At 69.3% G+C, this 17,100-nt stretch carries 18 protein-coding genes; 14 read left to right on the top strand and 4 right to left on the bottom strand.

Annotated elements, in window-relative coordinates:
* The first annotated feature begins 8 nt into the window (after positions 1 to 8).
* The gene (locus ABD357_RS01035; RefSeq protein ID WP_344386816.1) at positions 9 to 821 is read left to right on the top strand and encodes an inositol monophosphatase family protein; all 813 of its coding nucleotides are present in this window, start codon (positions 9 to 11) and stop codon (positions 819 to 821) included.
* Between the two features lie 90 nt (positions 822 to 911).
* On the opposite strand, the gene ABD357_RS01030 is transcribed toward ABD357_RS01035, so the two are convergent.
* The gene (locus tag ABD357_RS01030; RefSeq protein ID WP_344386815.1) at positions 912 to 1,085 is read right to left on the bottom strand and encodes a hypothetical protein; all 174 of its coding nucleotides are present in this window, start codon (positions 1,083 to 1,085) and stop codon (positions 912 to 914) included.
* 402 nt (positions 1,086 to 1,487) lie between these two features.
* Between ABD357_RS01030 and ABD357_RS01025 the strand changes: the two genes are divergently transcribed.
* The 4 genes from ABD357_RS01025 (at position 1,488) to ABD357_RS01010 (ending at position 4,978) form a co-directional block, all read left to right on the top strand.
* On the top strand, positions 1,488 to 2,141 hold the full coding sequence (locus ABD357_RS01025; RefSeq protein WP_010983842.1) for a response regulator transcription factor: 654 nt from the start codon (positions 1,488 to 1,490) through the stop codon (positions 2,139 to 2,141).
* 6 nt (positions 2,142 to 2,147) lie between these two features.
* Positions 2,148 to 3,380 (top strand): sensor histidine kinase, encoded by a 1,233-nt coding sequence (locus ABD357_RS01020; RefSeq protein WP_344386861.1) that lies wholly within the window; start codon positions 2,148 to 2,150, stop codon positions 3,378 to 3,380.
* 391 nt (positions 3,381 to 3,771) lie between these two features.
* The gene (locus tag ABD357_RS01015) at positions 3,772 to 4,068 is read left to right on the top strand and encodes a DUF4193 domain-containing protein (protein ID WP_005481602.1); all 297 of its coding nucleotides are present in this window, start codon (positions 3,772 to 3,774) and stop codon (positions 4,066 to 4,068) included.
* A gap of 13 nt (positions 4,069 to 4,081) precedes the next feature.
* A complete protein-coding gene (locus ABD357_RS01010) occupies positions 4,082 to 4,978 on the top strand; it encodes a hypothetical protein (protein ID WP_344386814.1) in 897 nt (298 codons plus the stop codon).
* Between the two features lie 85 nt (positions 4,979 to 5,063).
* Here ABD357_RS01010 and ABD357_RS01005 read toward each other — a convergent pair whose 3' ends face one another.
* Positions 5,064 to 5,522, bottom strand: coding sequence for a DUF3093 domain-containing protein (locus tag ABD357_RS01005; protein ID WP_344386812.1), 459 nt, complete (start codon positions 5,520 to 5,522; stop codon positions 5,064 to 5,066).
* Positions 5,523 to 5,580: 58 nt separating this feature from the next.
* Between ABD357_RS01005 and ABD357_RS01000 the strand changes: the two genes are divergently transcribed.
* From ABD357_RS01000 to ABD357_RS00965, 8 genes are all read left to right on the top strand, one after another.
* A complete protein-coding gene (locus ABD357_RS01000) occupies positions 5,581 to 6,165 on the top strand; it encodes a PaaI family thioesterase (protein WP_344386811.1) in 585 nt (194 codons plus the stop codon).
* Between the two features lie 8 nt (positions 6,166 to 6,173).
* Entirely contained in the window at positions 6,174 to 6,689 is a 516-nt protein-coding gene (dut, locus tag ABD357_RS00995) for a dUTP diphosphatase (protein ID WP_344386860.1), read from the top strand.
* Between the two features lies 1 nt (position 6,690).
* Complete coding sequence (locus ABD357_RS00990) at positions 6,691 to 7,461, top strand: DUF3710 domain-containing protein (protein ID WP_344386809.1); 771 nt, start codon at positions 6,691 to 6,693, stop codon at positions 7,459 to 7,461.
* A gap of 195 nt (positions 7,462 to 7,656) precedes the next feature.
* Positions 7,657 to 8,358: an ABC transporter ATP-binding protein gene (locus ABD357_RS00985; protein ID WP_344386808.1), complete on the top strand. Its 702-nt coding sequence runs from the start codon at positions 7,657 to 7,659 to the stop codon at positions 8,356 to 8,358.
* Between the two features lie 141 nt (positions 8,359 to 8,499).
* On the top strand, positions 8,500 to 11,049 hold the full coding sequence (locus tag ABD357_RS00980) for a DUF4118 domain-containing protein (RefSeq protein WP_344386807.1): 2,550 nt from the start codon (positions 8,500 to 8,502) through the stop codon (positions 11,047 to 11,049).
* Positions 11,046 to 11,729: a response regulator gene (locus tag ABD357_RS00975; RefSeq protein ID WP_344386806.1), complete on the top strand. Its 684-nt coding sequence runs from the start codon at positions 11,046 to 11,048 to the stop codon at positions 11,727 to 11,729. The genes ABD357_RS00980 and ABD357_RS00975 overlap by 4 nt, the downstream gene beginning before the upstream one ends.
* 145 nt (positions 11,730 to 11,874) lie before the next feature.
* Entirely contained in the window at positions 11,875 to 12,273 is a 399-nt protein-coding gene (locus ABD357_RS00970) for an OB-fold nucleic acid binding domain-containing protein (protein ID WP_344386805.1), read from the top strand.
* Between the two features lie 3 nt (positions 12,274 to 12,276).
* Complete coding sequence (locus tag ABD357_RS00965) at positions 12,277 to 13,041, top strand: DUF3159 domain-containing protein (protein WP_344386804.1); 765 nt, start codon at positions 12,277 to 12,279, stop codon at positions 13,039 to 13,041.
* 228 nt (positions 13,042 to 13,269) lie between these two features.
* Here the strand turns inward: ABD357_RS00965 and ABD357_RS00960 are convergent, their stop codons facing one another.
* Both ABD357_RS00960 and ABD357_RS00955 read right to left on the bottom strand, forming a co-directional pair.
* A complete protein-coding gene (locus ABD357_RS00960) occupies positions 13,270 to 13,947 on the bottom strand; it encodes a potassium channel family protein (RefSeq protein WP_033318827.1) in 678 nt (225 codons plus the stop codon).
* Complete coding sequence (locus ABD357_RS00955) at positions 13,947 to 14,618, bottom strand: potassium channel family protein (protein ID WP_344386859.1); 672 nt, start codon at positions 14,616 to 14,618, stop codon at positions 13,947 to 13,949. The genes ABD357_RS00960 and ABD357_RS00955 overlap by 1 nt, the downstream gene beginning before the upstream one ends.
* A 408-nt stretch (positions 14,619 to 15,026) precedes the next feature.
* On the opposite strand from ABD357_RS00955, the gene ABD357_RS00950 reads away from it, so the two are divergent.
* Positions 15,027 to 17,078: an APC family permease gene (locus ABD357_RS00950; RefSeq protein ID WP_344386803.1), complete on the top strand. Its 2,052-nt coding sequence runs from the start codon at positions 15,027 to 15,029 to the stop codon at positions 17,076 to 17,078.
* The last annotated feature ends 22 nt before the right edge of the window (positions 17,079 to 17,100 follow it).

Raw genomic sequence — 17,100 nt, 5'->3', positions numbered from 1 at the left:
GGAGCACCGTGACCGACACCGCGAGCGACCCGCTCAAGGCCGAACTCCTGCAGATCGCGCTCGACGCGGCGCACCACGCGGGCGCCTTCCTGCGCGACGGCCGCCCCGACGATCTCGGCGTGGCCGCGACCAAGTCCAGCGCCGCCGATGTCGTCACCGAGATGGACATCGCCTCCGAGAAGCTGATCACCGGCCTGCTCGCCGACCTCAGGCCGGACGACGGCGTACTCGGCGAGGAGGGTGCCAGCGTCGAGGGCAGCAGCGGGATCCAGTGGGTCATCGACCCCATCGACGGCACGGTCAACTACCTGTACGGACTGCCCAGTTGGGCCGTCTCGATCGCGGCCCGCCAGGACGGCGAGACGATCGTCGGCGTGGTGCACGCCCCGATGCGCGGCGAGACCTACCGGGCCGTCCTGGGCGAGGGCGCGTATGTGAACGACCGCCCCGCGCGCGTGCGCCCCGCCCCCGCTTTCGGGCTGGCTCTCGTCGGCACCGGCTTCGGCTATCTCGCCGAGCGCCGGTCCCGGCAGGCCGACGTGGTCCGGCAGCTCATTCCGCAGGTGAGGGACATCCGCCGCGGCGGCTCGGCCGCGATCGACCTGTGCGATGTGGCGACGGGCCGCCTGGACGCGTACTACGAGCGCGGGCTGAACCCCTGGGACTACGCGGCCGGTGACCTGATAGCCCGGGAGGCGGGCGCCCTCACCGGTGGCCGCCCCGGAGAGCCCCTCTCACCCGGCCTGACCATCGCGGCCCCACCCGGCCTCTTCGAGCCGCTCCAGAGGCGCCTTGAGGAACTGGGCGCCTGGCACGACTGACACCGCGTACAACAGGCGATTGACACCGCGTACAACAACGGAGCGGGGCCCCGGTCTGGATCTGCCGGGGCCCCGCTCCGTACAAGCTGATCAGACGCGTGACGCGCTGACCTCCACACCGTGCTCGGCGGCGAGGCGGCGGAGGTCGTCGAGCTCGGCCTCCTCGACCTCCGCGAGGAAGTCGTCGCCGGTCTCGCGAGCCCGCGTCAGGTCGGACTCGGTCGCCTTTATGCGCTGTAGAAGTCCTGCGGTGAATGCGTCCATGCTGCGCCCCCTCGTCCTGGGTCGTGGGTCGGTGGCACGGGGGTGTGCCGTTCGGAAGGGGCGATCACGTCTCCTGTGGATGCCCAGCGCTGCCCGTGCTGGGCGGCGACGGTGCCGGACACCCACGTCCGCTCTGCGGAAGCGGCCGGTGGCGTACCACATGGTGGTGTGCCACATGCAGAGCGTGATCGCGGGGTGTAAAGCCGTCCTCCCCGCACTCCCTTCCGCGGAAACCTCAACCGGAAGAGAAAATCTCGCATTCCCGGGCCTCTCACCCCCCTCTCACCCGTCTTACAGCCGACTTATGGCCGAAAAGGGCAGGATGGAGGTCTCACCCCCGACAGACCCCACCGGTGTGCGCCGAAGCGCGCTACGCGGGTGGACAGAGGAAGGACAAGCGACGTGCGCGTACTCGTCGTCGAGGACGAGCAGCTGCTCGCCGATGCGGTGGCCACCGGACTGCGCCGGGAGGCCATGGCCGTCGACGTCGTGTACGACGGTGCGGCCGCCCTGGAACGCATCGGCGTGAACGACTACGACGTGGTCGTCCTCGACCGTGACCTCCCACTGGTGCACGGCGACGACGTCTGCCGCAAGATCGTCGAGCTCGGCATGCCCACACGCGTGCTGATGCTCACGGCCTCCGGTGACGTCAGCGACCGTGTCGAGGGCCTGGAGATCGGCGCCGACGACTATCTCCCCAAGCCCTTCGCGTTCAGCGAACTGACGGCACGCGTGCGTGCCCTCGGCCGGCGTACGAGCGTGCCGCTGCCGCCCGTCCTGGAGCGCGCCGGGATAAAGCTGGATCCCAACCGCCGCGAGGTCTTCCGCGACGGCAAGGAGGTTCAGCTCGCCCCCAAGGAGTTCGCCGTCCTGGAGGTGCTGCTGCGCAGCGAGGGCGCCGTCGTCTCCGCCGAGCAGCTCCTGGAGAAGGCCTGGGACGAGAACACCGACCCGTTCACGAATGTCGTACGCGTCACGGTGATGACCTTGCGCCGCAAGCTCGGCGAGCCGCCGGTCATCGTGACCGTTCCCGGCTCCGGTTACCGGATCTGATCCGTGGTGGCCACGACACCCGCACCCCCGAAGATGCCCCCGAAGCCCACCTGGGACCCCCGAGGGCCGGAGCTGCCGTTCCCTTGGCTGCGACCGACGATCCGTATACGGCTCACACTGCTGTACGGCGGGATGTTCCTGATAGCAGGCATCCTCCTGCTGTCGATCATCTACCTTCTCGCCGCGCAGGCCCTGGACGTCGGCAGCGATCTGCCCTTCAAGATCGTCGAGGGCAAGGTCGCCAGCGAGACGTGCAACTTTCCCGAAAGCGCTCCGCCCAGCGAGTTCAACAGCGCGATGAACGAGTGCGTCAACCTCCAGCGCCGGCACGCCCTGGACGACCTGCTCAGTCGCTCCCTCCTGGCCCTGCTGGGTCTCGCGGTGATCGCTTTCGCCTTCGGCTACGCGATGGCCGGCCGTGTCCTGGCGCCGCTCGGCAGGATGACCCGCACCGCGCGTGCGGTGGCCGGCTCGGACCTCTCGCGCCGTATCGAGCTGGACGGTCCGGACGACGAGCTGAAGGAGCTGGCGGACACCTTCGACGACATGCTGGAGCGATTGCAGCGGGCGTTCACGGCCCAGCAGCGCTTCGTCGGGAACGCCTCGCACGAGCTGCGTACGCCCCTGGCGATCAACCGCACGCTCCTGGAGGTGCATCTTTCCGATCCGGGGGCACCCGTGGAGCTGCAACAGCTCGGCAAGACGCTGCTCGCCACCAATGAACGCAGCGAGCAGCTCGTCGAAGGGCTGTTGCTGCTGGCCCGCAGCGACAACCAGATCATCGAGCGCAAGGCGGTCGATCTCGCCGAGGTCGCCTCGCAGGCCATTGACCAGGTACGCGCCGAGGCCGATGCGAACGGCGTGGAGATCCGCGGGGAGCGGGCCCCCGTGGTCGTCCAGGGCAACGGCGTACTCCTGGAGCGGATTGCGCTGAACCTCGTCCAGAACGCCGTCCGGTACAACGTGCCGAAGGACGGCTGGGTCGAGGTGACGACACAGGCCCAGCACGGCCAGGCGATCTTCGTGGTGTCCAACACGGGGCCCGTGGTGCCGGCGTACGAGATCGACAACCTCTTCGAGCCGTTCAGGCGTCTGCGGACAGAGCGGACCGGCAGCGACAAGGGTGTGGGGCTCGGCCTGTCGATCGCCAGGTCCGTGGCCCGTGCCCACGGCGGCCATATCAGCGCCGAGCCGCGTGAAGGGGGCGGGCTGGTGATGCGAGTCACCCTTCCCATCTGAGAACATGTCGCCGACACACGGCATTGTTCGCTTTGCGCGGAATTTTCTGGGCGGCAGCCCAGGAGATTCATGTGTGATCGATCACACGGGCGAATTTTTGGCCATCTACTCTCCGTGATCAAGGGGGCTGGCGGAAAGCCGGGAAAGTCCGGGTTTTCGATGGTCTTCATGACGGGAAGTACTGGTGAGACGCCTTTGAAGTGCGGCGTGAGGACCGTGTACGGTCCCGTTCGCCATCCAAGCCGATCACTACTGCTGAGTTCGGTTGGGTGTCGATTGAGTAACAGACCTTGATGTGAGGCAAAATCTCCGCCTCAGGTCGGGCACAAGTCCGGCCTCTCACGCGTTACGTGCGCTGAGACACCACAGACACCCAGAGGGGGAGAGCGACATGGCTACGGATTACGACACCCCACGCAAGACCGATGACGACGTCGACTCCGACAGCCTTGAGGAACTGAAGGCCCGTCGGAACGACAAGTCGACCTCGGCGGTCGACGTCGACGAGTTCGAGGCCGCCGAGGGCCTGGAACTGCCCGGTGCGGACCTCTCGAACGAAGAGCTGGCCGTCCGGGTGCTGCCGAAGCAGCAGGACGAGTTCACCTGCATGAGCTGCTTCCTGGTCCACCACCGCAGCCAGCTGGCCCGCGAGAAGAACGGCCAGCCGATCTGCCGCGACTGCGACTGAGGCAGGGTCGGCCGTGCATGGCTCGACCCCGCCCTGGAAGCGCCGTTCTCATGACCAGGGAGCGGCCGGTCCGTCTTCGGACGCGGTACGTGACGACGAGCGGGGCCGTGAGGCCTCGCTCGAAGCAGCGGACGTGACAGGTGCCTCCGGTGCCCTGGAGGTGGCGGACAAGAAGGCGCCTGTCGCCAAGCGGCGGGTGGTCGCCGTCGGGCACGGGATGAGGGAAGGCGTCCGCAGGGGCGGCAGCAGGGCCAGGGCGTTCCTGGCTTACCTCACGGACCGGATCATCGAGAGCGCCCCGCGGATCCCCGTACGGGACCTTGCGACGCTTCAGCGGCAGTTCCCCGGCCTGGGTCCCGAGCAGCTCGCGGACAAGCTGGTCGCGGGCGCGTGCAACGCGACGGCGACGGTGGGCGCGGGGGTCGGCGCCGCCGCGATGATGCCCGTACCACCGGCGATGCCCACGGAACTGGCCGCCGAGATCACCGGCGTGGCCGCCATCGAGCTGAAGCTGATCGCCGAGCTGTACGAGGTCTACGGTCAGCGGCCACCGGGCAATCTGAAGGAACGGACGACCACGTATCTGAACTCGTGGTCGGAGGAACGCGGCATCGACGTGGCCAAGCCGTCGACGGTCAACGCCGCTCTCGGGGTCCAGTTGAGGCGCGAGCTGCGCCAGCGGATCATGAAGCGGACGATCAGGAATCTGCCGAACCTGATGCCGTTCCTGGTGGGCGCCGCCGTTGGGGCGGCGATGAACCGCCGTGAGACCAGAAGACTCGCGGACCGAGTCCGCACGGACCTCCGCAAGACGCAGGTTCCCTGGGACGCCCTGCCTGCACTGCCGCCCCTGGAGAAGCCCGCCGACCCCTTGGACATGGGCAACAACTCCAAGGAACTGGGGCACTGAGCTCTCACGCGGCTCTCACGACCTGCCGAAGGCTGGAAAGCCGAGCCGGGGCGAGCAGCTCGTAGAAAAACCCTCTCGAAATGACCTACGCCGCACGCGCCGCTTCAAGCGCCGTCGCCAGGCGCTCCGGCTCCCGCGTGGACAGGTACAGATAGGGCGTCGGGTCCGAGGGGTCCGTGACCTCCACCCGCAGGGCCGTGGGGATGTAGGCGCGTAGCAGCAGAAAGGCGCGCGGGTCCGCCTTGTACGTGCGCCAGGCGCGCGCCTCCTCGGCGTCGAGTACATGGGCCTCGCCCAGGGCCGACACCGGGATCTTCGCGTCGCCCGCGATCAGCGAGTCGCCCACCACACGGATACGGACCGAGCCGTACGAACTCGCCACCACCGCCGCGACCGCCGTGCCGCCGGCCAGGCCGCCCAGCAGGGGCAGCACGCCGAACGGCAGCAGGATCAGCGCCATCGAGACGCCGACCAGGAAGCAGACGAGCCACCAGGTGCGAGGCGCGGTCAGACGTTCTTCGTAGGGCGAGGCGGAAAGCTGCATGAAGCCAAGCCTGCCACGGTGCCTACGGGCCGCTGACGCGGAGGTAAGGTCTGCGCCTGTGAGTGGTACCTCTTCGACTCTGCGACCCCCGTCCGACGCCGTGGCTCCGGTGCGGCACCCGGATGCGCCCGCCCCCGGCGAACTGCTCGGCGCGCACTACGAGCACTGCTTCGGCTGCGGCGGCGGACAGGTGCACGGGCTGCGCCTCGCGGCCCGCGCGGGCGAAGGCGTCAGGATCACCGCCGAGTTCACCGTCCAGACCGCCCACCAGGGCGCGCCCGGTCTCGCCCACGGCGGCGTCCTCGCGAGCGCGCTCGACGAGACGCTCGGCTCGCTGAACTGGCTGCTGCGGACGATCGCGGTGACCGGCCGCCTGGAGACCGACTTCGTACGGCCCGTCCCCGTGGACACCGTGCTGCACCTGGAGGCCGAGGTCACGGCGGTGGCCGGACGGAAGATCTACTCAACGGCCACCGGCCGGATAGGCGGTCCCGACGGCCCGGTTGCGGTCCGCGCGGACGCCCTGTTCATCGAGGTCAAGGTCGACCACTTCGTCGACAACGGCCGCCAGGAGGAGATCCAGGCGGCCATGAACGACCCGGACCAGATCCGGCGAGCTCGCGCCTTCGAGGTGAACCCGTGACCCGACCCGTGCCCCCGAGCCCCGTTGACGTACTGATCAAGCGCGTCGATCCGGACGTACCGCTTCCGGAATACGCGCACCCCGGCGACGCCGGCGCGGATCTGCGGACGACCGAAAGCCGTGAGCTCGCGCCCGGCGAGCGGGCCGTGCTGCCCACCGGAGTGTCCATCGCACTCCCCGAGGGCTACGCGGCCTTCGTGCACCCGCGATCCGGGCTGGCCGCCCGCTGCGGAGTCGCTCTCGTGAATGCCCCAGGGACGGTGGATGCCGGGTACCGTGGGGAGATCAAGGTGATCGTGGTGAATCTCGACCCGCGCGAGTCCGTGCGGTTCGAGCGCTTCGACCGGATTGCCCAACTGGTCGTCCAGCAGGTCGAGAAGGTGCGCTTCCAGGAGGTGGCGGAGCTTCCCGACTCGACACGGGCCGCAGGGGGCTTCGGGTCCACCGGCGGCCATGCCGCGGTGGACGGCACAACGGGTGGGAATCGATACGCTTCGGTCGTATCCGACCGGGAAGGACAGTGACGTGTTCGGACGTCGCAAGAAGGGCAGTGCCGCCGAGGACGCGGCGAGCGAGGCCGAGCAGGTCGACGGCGTAGTTGAGGAAGTCGACACTGAGACGGACGACGCAGAGCAGGAGCGCGTACGGCTCGAACCCAAGCCGCGCCCCGACGGTCCCTGGGACAGTTCGGAGGTCCGCGATCCGGCTGAGGGCCGGGTCGATCTGGGTGGCCTCTTCGTGCCCGGGGTCGACGGCATGGAACTGCGCGTGGAGGTCGCGGGCGACGCCATCGTCGCGGCCACCGTGGTGCTGAAGGACAGCGCCGTCCAGCTGCAGGCCTTCGCCGCCCCCAAGCGCGAGGGCATCTGGGGCGAGGTACGCGAGGAGATCGCCACCGGCATCACCCAGCAGGGCGGTGTCATCGACGAGGTCGAGGGCCCGCTGGGCTGGGAGCTGCGCGCCCAGGTACCGGTGCAGCTGCCGGACGGGACCGGCGGTTTCCAGGTCGTACGGTTCGTCGGCGTGGACGGCCCCCGTTGGTTCCTGCGTGGAGTGATCTCCGGGCAGGGCGCGGTGCAGCCGCAGGCCGCCGGGCTGCTCGAGCAGATCTTCCGGGACACGGTGGTGGTTCGTGGTGACGGGCCGATGGCCCCGCGCGACCCGATCGTGCTGAAGCTGCCGGAGGACGCGCAGATGGTCGCCGAGAATGTCCAGCAGGAGGAGCAGGCGGGTTCCCGCTTCTCCGGAGGCATGGGGCAGTTGCAGCGCGGGCCGGAGATCACCGAGGTCCGGTAGACGCGTCCGGTAGCCAGGGATGCACGACCAGTAGACACGGATTCACGACCATGGGCCGCACCTTCGCCGGGTGCGGCCCATGGTCGTACGCGGGTTCCGGGCTGTCGGTGCGGCCGACGCGCAGGCCGTGCCGCACCATTGCCGGGACCGGCGCCCGGTGACCATACTGGCGCCCGGCCGATGGGGGAGGAACGGATGAGCGGCAGCAGTGCGATCGCCACCGAGACCATGGTGCGCGTCGAGAACGTCCACCGGTCGTACGGGACGGGAGCCACCGCCGTACACGCCCTGCGCGGGGTGTCCTTCGACGTGCCGCGCGGCGAACTCGTCGCCCTCAAGGGCCGTTCGGGGTCCGGCAAGACCACGTTGCTGAACCTCGTCGGTGGGCTCGACGAGCCGGACGAGGGTCGGATCACCGTGGACGGGCTCGAGCTGTCCGGGCTCGGTGAGGAGGGGCTGCTCCGGCTGCGCCGGGACCGTATCGGCTTCGTCTTCCAGTCCTTCGGGCTCATCCCGATCCTGACGGCCGCCGAGAACGTGGGCGTCCCGCTGCGGCTGCGCCGGGCCCATCCGCGGGAGCGCGAGGAGCGCGTCGAGCTGCTGCTCGCCCTGGTCGGCCTGGCCGATCACGCGGCGCAGCGCCCCGGCGAGCTCTCCGGCGGTCAGCAGCAGCGGGTGGCCATCGCGCGCGCTCTCGCCAACCAGCCCTCGCTCCTCATCGCCGACGAACCCACCGGCCAGCTCGACGCGGAGACCGGCCTCGCCGTGATGGAGCTGCTGCGCGCGGTCGTCCGCAGCGAGCAGGTCACCGCGCTCGTCGCCACGCATGACGCCGCGCTGCTCGACCTCGCGGACCGGGTGCTGGAGCTGAGCGACGGCGAGATCGTCGAGCACTGATCCCGGGTGCTGAGGCGCACCGGGCGCGCATCAGGGTTGCGTCAAAGACGTCTCCGGGCCAGCCTTCCGCGCCGTGGGAGCCGATGATTGGCCGTAAGGTCGACGCAGCGTGTGCGGCTGTTATGGGAAGACAGTGGGACCATGGGACGCGGCAGGCTTCGGATCTATCTCGGTGCGGCGCCGGGCGTCGGCAAGACGTACGCGATGCTGTCCGAGGCGCACCGCCGCGTCGAGCGGGGCACGGACTGTGCGGTGGCCTTCGTCGAGCACCACAACCGGCCGCGGACCGAGGTGATGCTGCACGGCCTGGAGGAGATCCCGCGCCGGGAGCTGGAGTACCGGGGCTCGTTCTTCACCGAGATGGACGTGGACGCGGTGCTGGCGCGGCGGCCCCAGGTGGCGCTCGTCGACGAGCTGGCCCACTCGAACATCCCGGGTTCACGTAACGGCAAGCGGTGGCAGGACGTTGAGGAACTGCTCGCGGCCGGCATCGACGTCGTCTCGACGGTCAATATCCAGCACCTGGAGTCGCTGGGTGACGTCGTCGAGTCGATAACGGGCGTACGGCAGAAGGAAACCGTCCCCGACGAAGTGGTGCGCCGGGCCGATCAGATGGAGCTGGTCGACATGTCGCCCCAGGCGCTGCGGCGGCGGATGGCGCACGGCAACATCTACAAGCCGGACAAGGTCGACGCGGCCCTGTCGAACTACTTCCGCCCCGGCAACCTGACCGCGCTGCGCGAGTTGGCCCTGCTGTGGGTCGCCGACCGCGTCGACGAGTACCTCCAGCAGTACCGGGGCGAGCACGGCATCCGCTCCACCTGGCAGGCCCGTGAACGCATCGTGGTGGGGCTGACGGGTGGTCCGGAGGGCCGGACATTGATCCGCCGGGCGGCCCGGCTCGCGGAGAAGGGTGCCGGCGGCGAGGTGCTCGCGGTCTACATCGCGCGCAGCGACGGTCTGACGTCCGCCTCGCCGAAGGAACTGGCCGTCCAGCGCACCCTGGTGGAGGACCTCGGCGGCACCTTCCATCACGTCATCGGGGACGACGTTCCCTCGGCGCTGCTGGAGTTCGCGCGCGGGGTCAACGCCACGCAGATCGTGCTCGGCGTCTCCCGCCGCAAGGGCTGGCAGTACGTGTTCGGGCCCGGCGTCGGCGCCACGGTCGCCCGCGAGTCGGGCCCCGACCTGGACGTTCACCTGATCACGCACGACGAGGTCGGCAAGGGGCGCGGTCTGCCCGTTGCCCGGGGTGCGCGGCTCGGGCGGTCACGGATCATCGGAGGCTGGCTGACCGGGATCGGCGGCCCGGCGCTGCTGACGGTGCTGCTCACCCACACCGACGCGGACCTCGGCCTCACCAACAACATGCTGCTGTTCCTGACACTGACGGTGTCCGCGGCGCTCCTCGGCGGACTGCTGCCGGCGCTGGCCTCGGCCGCCTTCGGCTCCCTGCTGCTGAACTGGTACTTCACGCAGCCCTTCCACCGGCTGACGATCGCCGACCCGAAGAACATCCTCGCCCTGGCGATCTTCGTGGCGGTGGCCGTGTCGGTGGCATCGGTGGTGGATCTGGCGGCCCGGCGTACGCATCAGGCGGCCCGGCTGCGCGCCGAGTCGGAGATCCTCTCCTTCCTGGCGGGCAGCGTGCTGCGCGGCGAGACCAGTGTGGACGCCCTGCTGGAGCGGGTCCGGGAGACCTTCGGCATGGAGTCGGTTGTGCTGCTGGAGCGTACGAGCGACGTCGATCCGTGGACCTGCGCGGCCAGTGTCGGCCCGCAGCCGCCGGTCCGGCCGGAGGACGCGGACGTGGACATGCCGGTCGGCGACCACATGGCGCTGGCCCTGTCCGGCCGGGTGCTGCCCGCCGAGGACCGCCGGGTGCTGGCCGCCTTCGCCGCCCAGGCCGCCGTCGTCCTGGACCGCCAGCGCCTCCGGTCCGAGGCGGAGCAGGCCCGCACACTGGCCGAGGGCAACCGCATCCGTACGGCGCTGCTGGCCGCCGTAAGCCACGATCTGCGCACCCCGCTGGCCGCGATCAAGGCCGCCGTGTCGTCCCTGCGGTCCGATGACGTGGCCTGGTCTCAGGAGGACGAGGCCGAACTCCTGGAGGGGATCGAGGCGGGTGCCGACCGCCTTGACCACCTGGTGGGCAATCTCCTGGACATGTCCCGGCTGCAGACCGGCACCGTCATCCCGCTGATCCGCGAGATCGACCTGGACGAGGTGGTCCCGATGGCGCTGGGCGGCGTACCCGAGGACAGTGTGGACCTCGACATCCCCGAGACGCTGCCCATGGTCGCCGTCGACCCGGGACTGCTGGAGCGTTCGGTCGCCAACATCGTCGAGAACGCCGTGAAGTACAGCCCCGACGGCGAGCCGGTCCTGGTGGCCGCCAGCACACTCGGCGAGCGGGTCCAGGTGCGGGTGGTGGACCGCGGGCCCGGCGTCCCCGACGAGGCCAAGGACCGCATCTTCGAACCCTTCCAGCGCTACGGCGACGCCCCGCGCGGCGCCGGCGTGGGCCTCGGACTCGCGGTCGCCCGCGGCTTCGCCGAAGCCATGGGCGGCACCCTCGACGCCGAGGACACTCCCGGAGGCGGACTCACGATGGTGCTCACCGTCCGGGCGGGCCCGTCCCGTGACGTACGACCCGCAGAACCCGCACAACCGGAAAGGCAGGCTTCATGACCCGCGTCCTGGTGGTCGACGACGAGCCGCAGATCACCCGAGCCCTCGTGATCAACCTCAAGGCACGCAAGTACGAGGTGGACGCGGCTCCCGACGGCGCCACCGCGCTCCAGCTGGCGGCCGCCCGCCACCCAGACGTGATCGTGCTCGACCTGGGCCTGCCCGACATGGACGGCGTCGAGGTGATCAAGGGACTTCGCGGCTGGACGCGCGTACCGATCCTGGTGCTGTCGGCCCGGCACTCCTCGGACGAGAAGGTCGAGGCCCTGGACGCGGGCGCCGACGACTACGTCACCAAGCCCTTCGGCATGGACGAGCTGCTGGCCCGGCTGCGGGCCGCCGTCCGCCGCGCGGAGCCCAACGGCGGCGGCGAGGACGAAGTGATCGTGGAGACCGAGGACTTCACCGTCGACCTGTCCGCCAAGAAGGTCAACCGGGCAGGCCGCGACGTGCGCCTCACCCCGACCGAATGGCACCTTCTGGAGGTGCTGGTGCGCAACATGGGCCGGCTGGTCAGCCAGAAGCAGCTGCTCCAGGAGGTCTGGGGTCCCTCGTACGGCACTGAGACCAACTACCTGCGCGTCTACATGGCCCAGCTGCGGCGCAAGCTGGAGGGGGACCCTTCGCATCCTCGGCACTTCATAACGGAGCCGGGGATGGGTTACCGGTTCGAGAGGTGAGCCGAGTGACGGCCGGGGGTCTGGGGGTTGTCCCCCGGGGGATGCAGCATCACGGAGCCCGGGATGGGGTATCGATTCGAGCGTTAGTTCTATGGGTAAGCCTAGGAGGTACGAAGCTGTCAGCGGCCCCCGGTACGCTTCAGACATGAGTGCTGTCCCTCGTTCCGAAAGGCCGCCGGGCCGCTTCCGGCGGATGATCGACCGGCTCTCCTCGTCGCAGGAGGACCTGGAGTCGGAGGAACTGCGCGAGGACACCGAGACCACCGGGTGTACGCGTATCGGTGACGCACTTGACCGACAGATAGTGACCGTTACTGGTACCTTGCGCACGGTCACGCTGCGCCCGAGGGCCGGTGTCCCGGCTCTGGAGGCCGAGCTGTTCGACGGTTCGGGCGCCCTGGACGTGGTGTGGCTCGGCAGGCGCTCCATCGTGGGGATCGAACCGGGGCGCAAGCTGATCGCATCGGGCCGGATCTCGATGAGCCGGGGCCGCCGGGTGCTGTTCAATCCGAAGTACGAACTCAGACCTCTCGGACGGGAGTAGCCGGTGACGTCGCTCGACAAGCCGACCGAAGACGACGCCCATGACTCGCGGGCGGTGACGGAGGCCGCGCTCTTCGAGGCGTTCGGCGGTCTGCGGGGCATGATCGAGACGGTCCTGCCCGGCCTGCTCTTCGTCACGATCTACACGGTCAACAAGGATCTGCACTCCGCGGCCATCGCGGCCCTCGGCGTCTCCGTGCTGCTCGTCGTGGTGCGCCTGGTCATGAAGGACACCGTCAAGCACGCCTTCAGCGGTGTCTTCGGGGTGGCCTTCGGCGTGGTCTTCGCGATGATGACCGGCAACGCCAAGGACTTCTATCTGCCGGGCATGCTCTACACGCTGGGCCTGGGCCTCGCGTACATCATCACGACCCTCGCGGGCGTCCCGCTGATCGGCCTGATCCTCGGTCCGGTCTTCAAGGAGAACCTCTCCTGGCGGACGCGTAACCCGGGCCGTAAGAAGGCGTACGCGAAGGCGAGTTACGCGTGGGGGGCGATTCTGCTCGCCAAGTGCGCGATTCTCTTTCCGCTGTACTGGTGGGCGGACACGACGCAACTGGGGTGGGTCCTCGTTGCGTTGAAGATTCCGCCGTTCCTGCTGGCGGTGTGGCTGACCTGGGTGTTCCTGGCGAAGGCGCCCGCGCCGATTGACGTGTTCGCTGAGATGGAGGCCGCGGAGAAGGCCGAGGAGGAGCGCGAGCGCCAGCGCACGGGTGGCTCCGCGAACGGCTCCGCCGGGGAGGTCGGTGCTCGGCACCGGAGGAGTTGAGCTGAGCGCTCCGCTGGGTGCGGGGTTTGTGCGGTTCGGTTCCACGCTGTGAGTTCGTTGTGGCTTGTCGCGCAGTTCCCCGCGCCCCTAAAGGGCGCTGGCCGCGCCGCAAATTGATACAGCCCCGCACCCCTGAAGGGGCGCTGGTCGCGCCCGGCGGCAGGCTCGTAGACGTAAGGGTGGGGCGCCCGGCATGCTTCGGGCGCCCCATCCTCGTACGCGAGCGAACTAGCCCACCGCATCCTCTCGCCGTACCGACAGCAGGTCCTCCAGCTGCTCCTCCCTGGCCTGGGCCGCTACGAACAGCAGCTCGTCGCCCGCCTCCAGGGAGTCCTCCCGGGTGGGGGTGAGGACTCGGGTGCCGCGGATGATGGTGACCAGGGACGTGTCCTCGGGCCATTCCACGTCGCCGACCCGGGTGCCTGCCAGGGCCGACTCCGGGGGGAGCGTCAGCTCTACCAGGTTGGCGTCGCCGTGGCTGAAGCGGAGGAGGCGTACCAGGTCGCCTACGCTCACCGCCTCCTCGACCAGGGCCGACATCAGGCGGGGGGTCGAGACGGCGACGTCCACGCCCCAGGACTCGTTGAACAGCCACTCGTTCTTGGGGTTGTTGACGCGGGCGACGACGCGCGGAACGCCGTACTCCGTCTTCGCCAGCAGCGAGACGACGAGGTTGACCTTGTCGTCGCCCGTGGCGGCGATGACGACGTTGCAGCGCTGAAGCGCCGCCTCGTCCAGCGAAGTGATTTCGCAGGCGTCGGCCAGCAGCCACTCCGCCTGCGGCACGCGCTCGACCGAGATCGCGGTCGGCGCCTTGTCGATCAGCAGGATCTCGTGCCCGTTCTCCAGCAGCTCGCCCGCGATCGAGCGGCCCACCGCACCGGCACCGGCAATGGCGACCCTCATCAGTGACCGCCCTCCTCGTCAGGGCCCTTGGCGAACGCCGCCTCGACCTTGTCCACGTCGTCCGTACGCATCATCACGTGCACGAGATCGCCCTCCTGCAGCACGGTCTGCGAGCTCGGCAGGACCGCCTCGCCCAGGCGGGTGAGGAAGGCGACGCGCACGCCGGTGTCGTCCTGGAGCCGGCTGATCCGCTGGCCCACCCACGCTGTCGAGGCGTGCACCTCGGCGAGCTGCACCCCGCCGGTGGGATCCCGCCACAACGGCTCGGAGCCCGACGGGAGCAGCCGGCGCAGCATCTGGTCGGCGGTCCAGCGGACGGTGGCCACGGTCGGGATGCCCAGGCGCTGGTAGACCTCGGCGCGGCGGGGGTCGTAGATGCGCGCCGCCACATTCTCGATGCCGAACATCTCGCGGGCCACCCGGGCGGCGATGATGTTCGAGTTGTCCCCACTGGAGACGGCGGCGAAGGCGCCCGCCTCCTCGATGCCCGCCTCGCGCAGGGTGTCCTGGTCGAAGCCGACTCCGGTGACACGACGGCCGCCGAACCCGGAGCCCAGTCGTCGGAAGGCGGTGGGGTCCTGGTCGACCACGGCGACCGTGTGCCCCTGTTGCTCCAGGGTCTGGGCGAGAGCGGAACCCACTCTCCCGCAGCCCATGATGACGATGTGCACGACCGTCCTTCCGCTGTCAATCGTACTGCTCATGGAGTTACTGCTCAGGCCGAACAGAGTCTTGAACAGGGTCTCAGACCGATGCCCAAGCTACACACGCGCGGTCCGCGCAGGGCACCCCTGTGCACGCTCGCCCACGGCCTTTCCGCGATCAGCGGCGGCTGATGCTGCGGACGCTGACGAGGGTCAGGACACCGAGCCCGAGGAGTGCGGCGGCGGCGCCGATGAGTTCCGCGGTGGCTTGCGTCATGAGGTCTCCAAGAGGGGGGATGCGAGGTTTTGTCATATAGACATGGGGACGCCGTCGGTGCCGGAACCCGCAGCATCGCCCGTCGCTTAATTCACTCGTAGAGCAGACGTCGGGTGGCGGGTGGGCGCCCCATACCCCGACGGCTTACGATCCTCTGCGTGTCCAAACTGACCGACGTGCCCAAACGGATCCTCATCGGGCGCGCACTGCGCAGTGACCGGCTGGGGGAAACGCTCCTGCCGAAGCGCATCGCCCTCCCCGTTTTCGCCTCCGACCCGCTCTCCTCCGTGGCGTACGCGCCGGGCGAGGTGCTGCTGGTCCTGTCCATCGCGGGCGTGTCGGCCTACCACTTCAGCCCCTGGATCGCGGTCGCGGTCGTGGTGCTGATGTTCACGGTGGTGGCCTCGTACCGGCAGAACGTGCACGCGTACCCGAGCGGCGGCGGCGACTACGAGGTGGCCAACACCAACCTCGGCCCCAAGGCAGGTCTCACCGTCGCCAGCGCGCTGCTCGTCGACTACGTCCTCACCGTCGCCGTGTCGATCTCCTCCGGCATCGAGAACCTCGGCTCCGCGATCCCCTTCGTGGTCGAGAACAAGGTGCCGTGCGCGATCGCCGTCATCGTGCTGCTCACGCTGATGAACCTGCGCGGCGTCAAGGAGTCCGGGAGGCTCTTCGCGATCCCGACGTACGTCTTCGTGACGGGCGTCTTCGCCCTGATCGCCTGGGGCGCGTTCCGCGGTCTGTTCCTCGGCGACACCATGAGGGCGCCGACCGCCGACTTCGAGATCAAGGCCGAGAACCAGGGACTCGCAGGCTTTGCGCTGGTCTTCCTGCTGCTGCGCGCCTTCTCCTCCGGCTGTGCCGCGCTCACCGGTGTCGAGGCGATCAGCAACGGCGTCCCCGCCTTCCGCAAGCCCAAGTCCAAGAACGCGGGGAACACGCTCGCGATGATGGGCCTGCTGGCGGTCACCATGTTCTGCGGCATCATCGGCCTGGCCATGGCGACGAACGTCCGCATGGCCGAGAACCCGGCGCACGGTCTGCTGAAGAACGGCGTCGCGGTCGGCGCCGACTACGTCCAGAACCCGGTGATCTCGCAGGTCGCCGAGGCCGTCTTCGGGAACGGCAGCTTCATGTTCGTGCTGCTCGCCGCAGCCACGGCGCTGGTTCTCTTCCTCGCGGCCAACACCGCGTACAACGGCTTCCCGCTGCTCGGCTCGATCCTCGCGCAGGACCGCTATCTGCCCCGTCAGCTGCACACCCGCGGCGACCGCCTCGCCTTCTCGAACGGCATCGTGCTGCTCGCGGGCGCCGCCGGGCTGCTGGTGTGGGTCTACGGCGCCGACTCGACCCGGCTGATCCAGCTCTACATCGTCGGCGTCTTCGTCTCCTTCACGCTCAGCCAGACCGGCATGGTCCGGCACTGGAACCGCCACCTGGCCACCGAGCGCGACCAGGCCGCGCGCCGCCGCATGTACCGCTCCCGGGCGATCAACACTTTCGGCGCCTTCTTCACCGGGCTCGTGCTGATCGTCGTCCTGGTCACCAAGTTCACCCACGGCGCCTGGGTCGCGCTGCTCGGCATGGTGATCTTCTACGTGACCATGTCCGCGATCCGTAAGCACTACGACCGCGTCGCCGAGGAGATCGCCGCGCCGGAAGGGCCGAGCGACGATGTCGTACGTCCCTCGCGCGTCCACTCCGTGGTCCTGATCTCGAAGATCCACCGCCCGACGCTGCGCGCCCTCGCCTACGCCAAGCTGATGCGCTCGCACACTTTGGAGGCGCTCAGCGTCAATGTCGACCCGGCCGAGACGAAGGCACTGAGGGAGGAGTGGGAGCGGCGCGGCATCGACGTACCGCTGAAGGTCCTCGATTCCCCGTATCGCGAGATCACGCGGCCGGTCATCGAGTACGTGAAGAACCTGCGCCGGGAGTCCCCGCGCGATGTGGTCAGCGTGATCATCCCCGAGTACGTGGTCGGCCACTGGTACGAGCAACTGCTGCACAACCAGAGCGCGCTCAGGCTCAAGGGGCGGCTGCTGTTCACACCGGGGGTGATGGTGACGTCCGTGCCGTACCAGCTGGAGTCCTCCGAGGTGGCCAAGAGGCGAGCCCGCAAGCGGCAGGAGTGGAACGCGCCGGGTGCCGTGCGGCGCGGTCCCGCGGAGGAGAGGCCCAAGGAGCCCAGCACTCCCAAGGGCTGACGGACTCGTGTCGAACGGCAGG

This window comes from Streptomyces vastus, assembly GCF_039532825.1.
Classification (GTDB): Bacteria; Actinomycetota; Actinomycetes; order Streptomycetales; family Streptomycetaceae; genus Streptomyces; species Streptomyces vastus.
The sequence above is the reverse complement of the archived record's forward strand: the minus strand, read 5'-3'. Positions and strand labels throughout refer to the sequence as shown.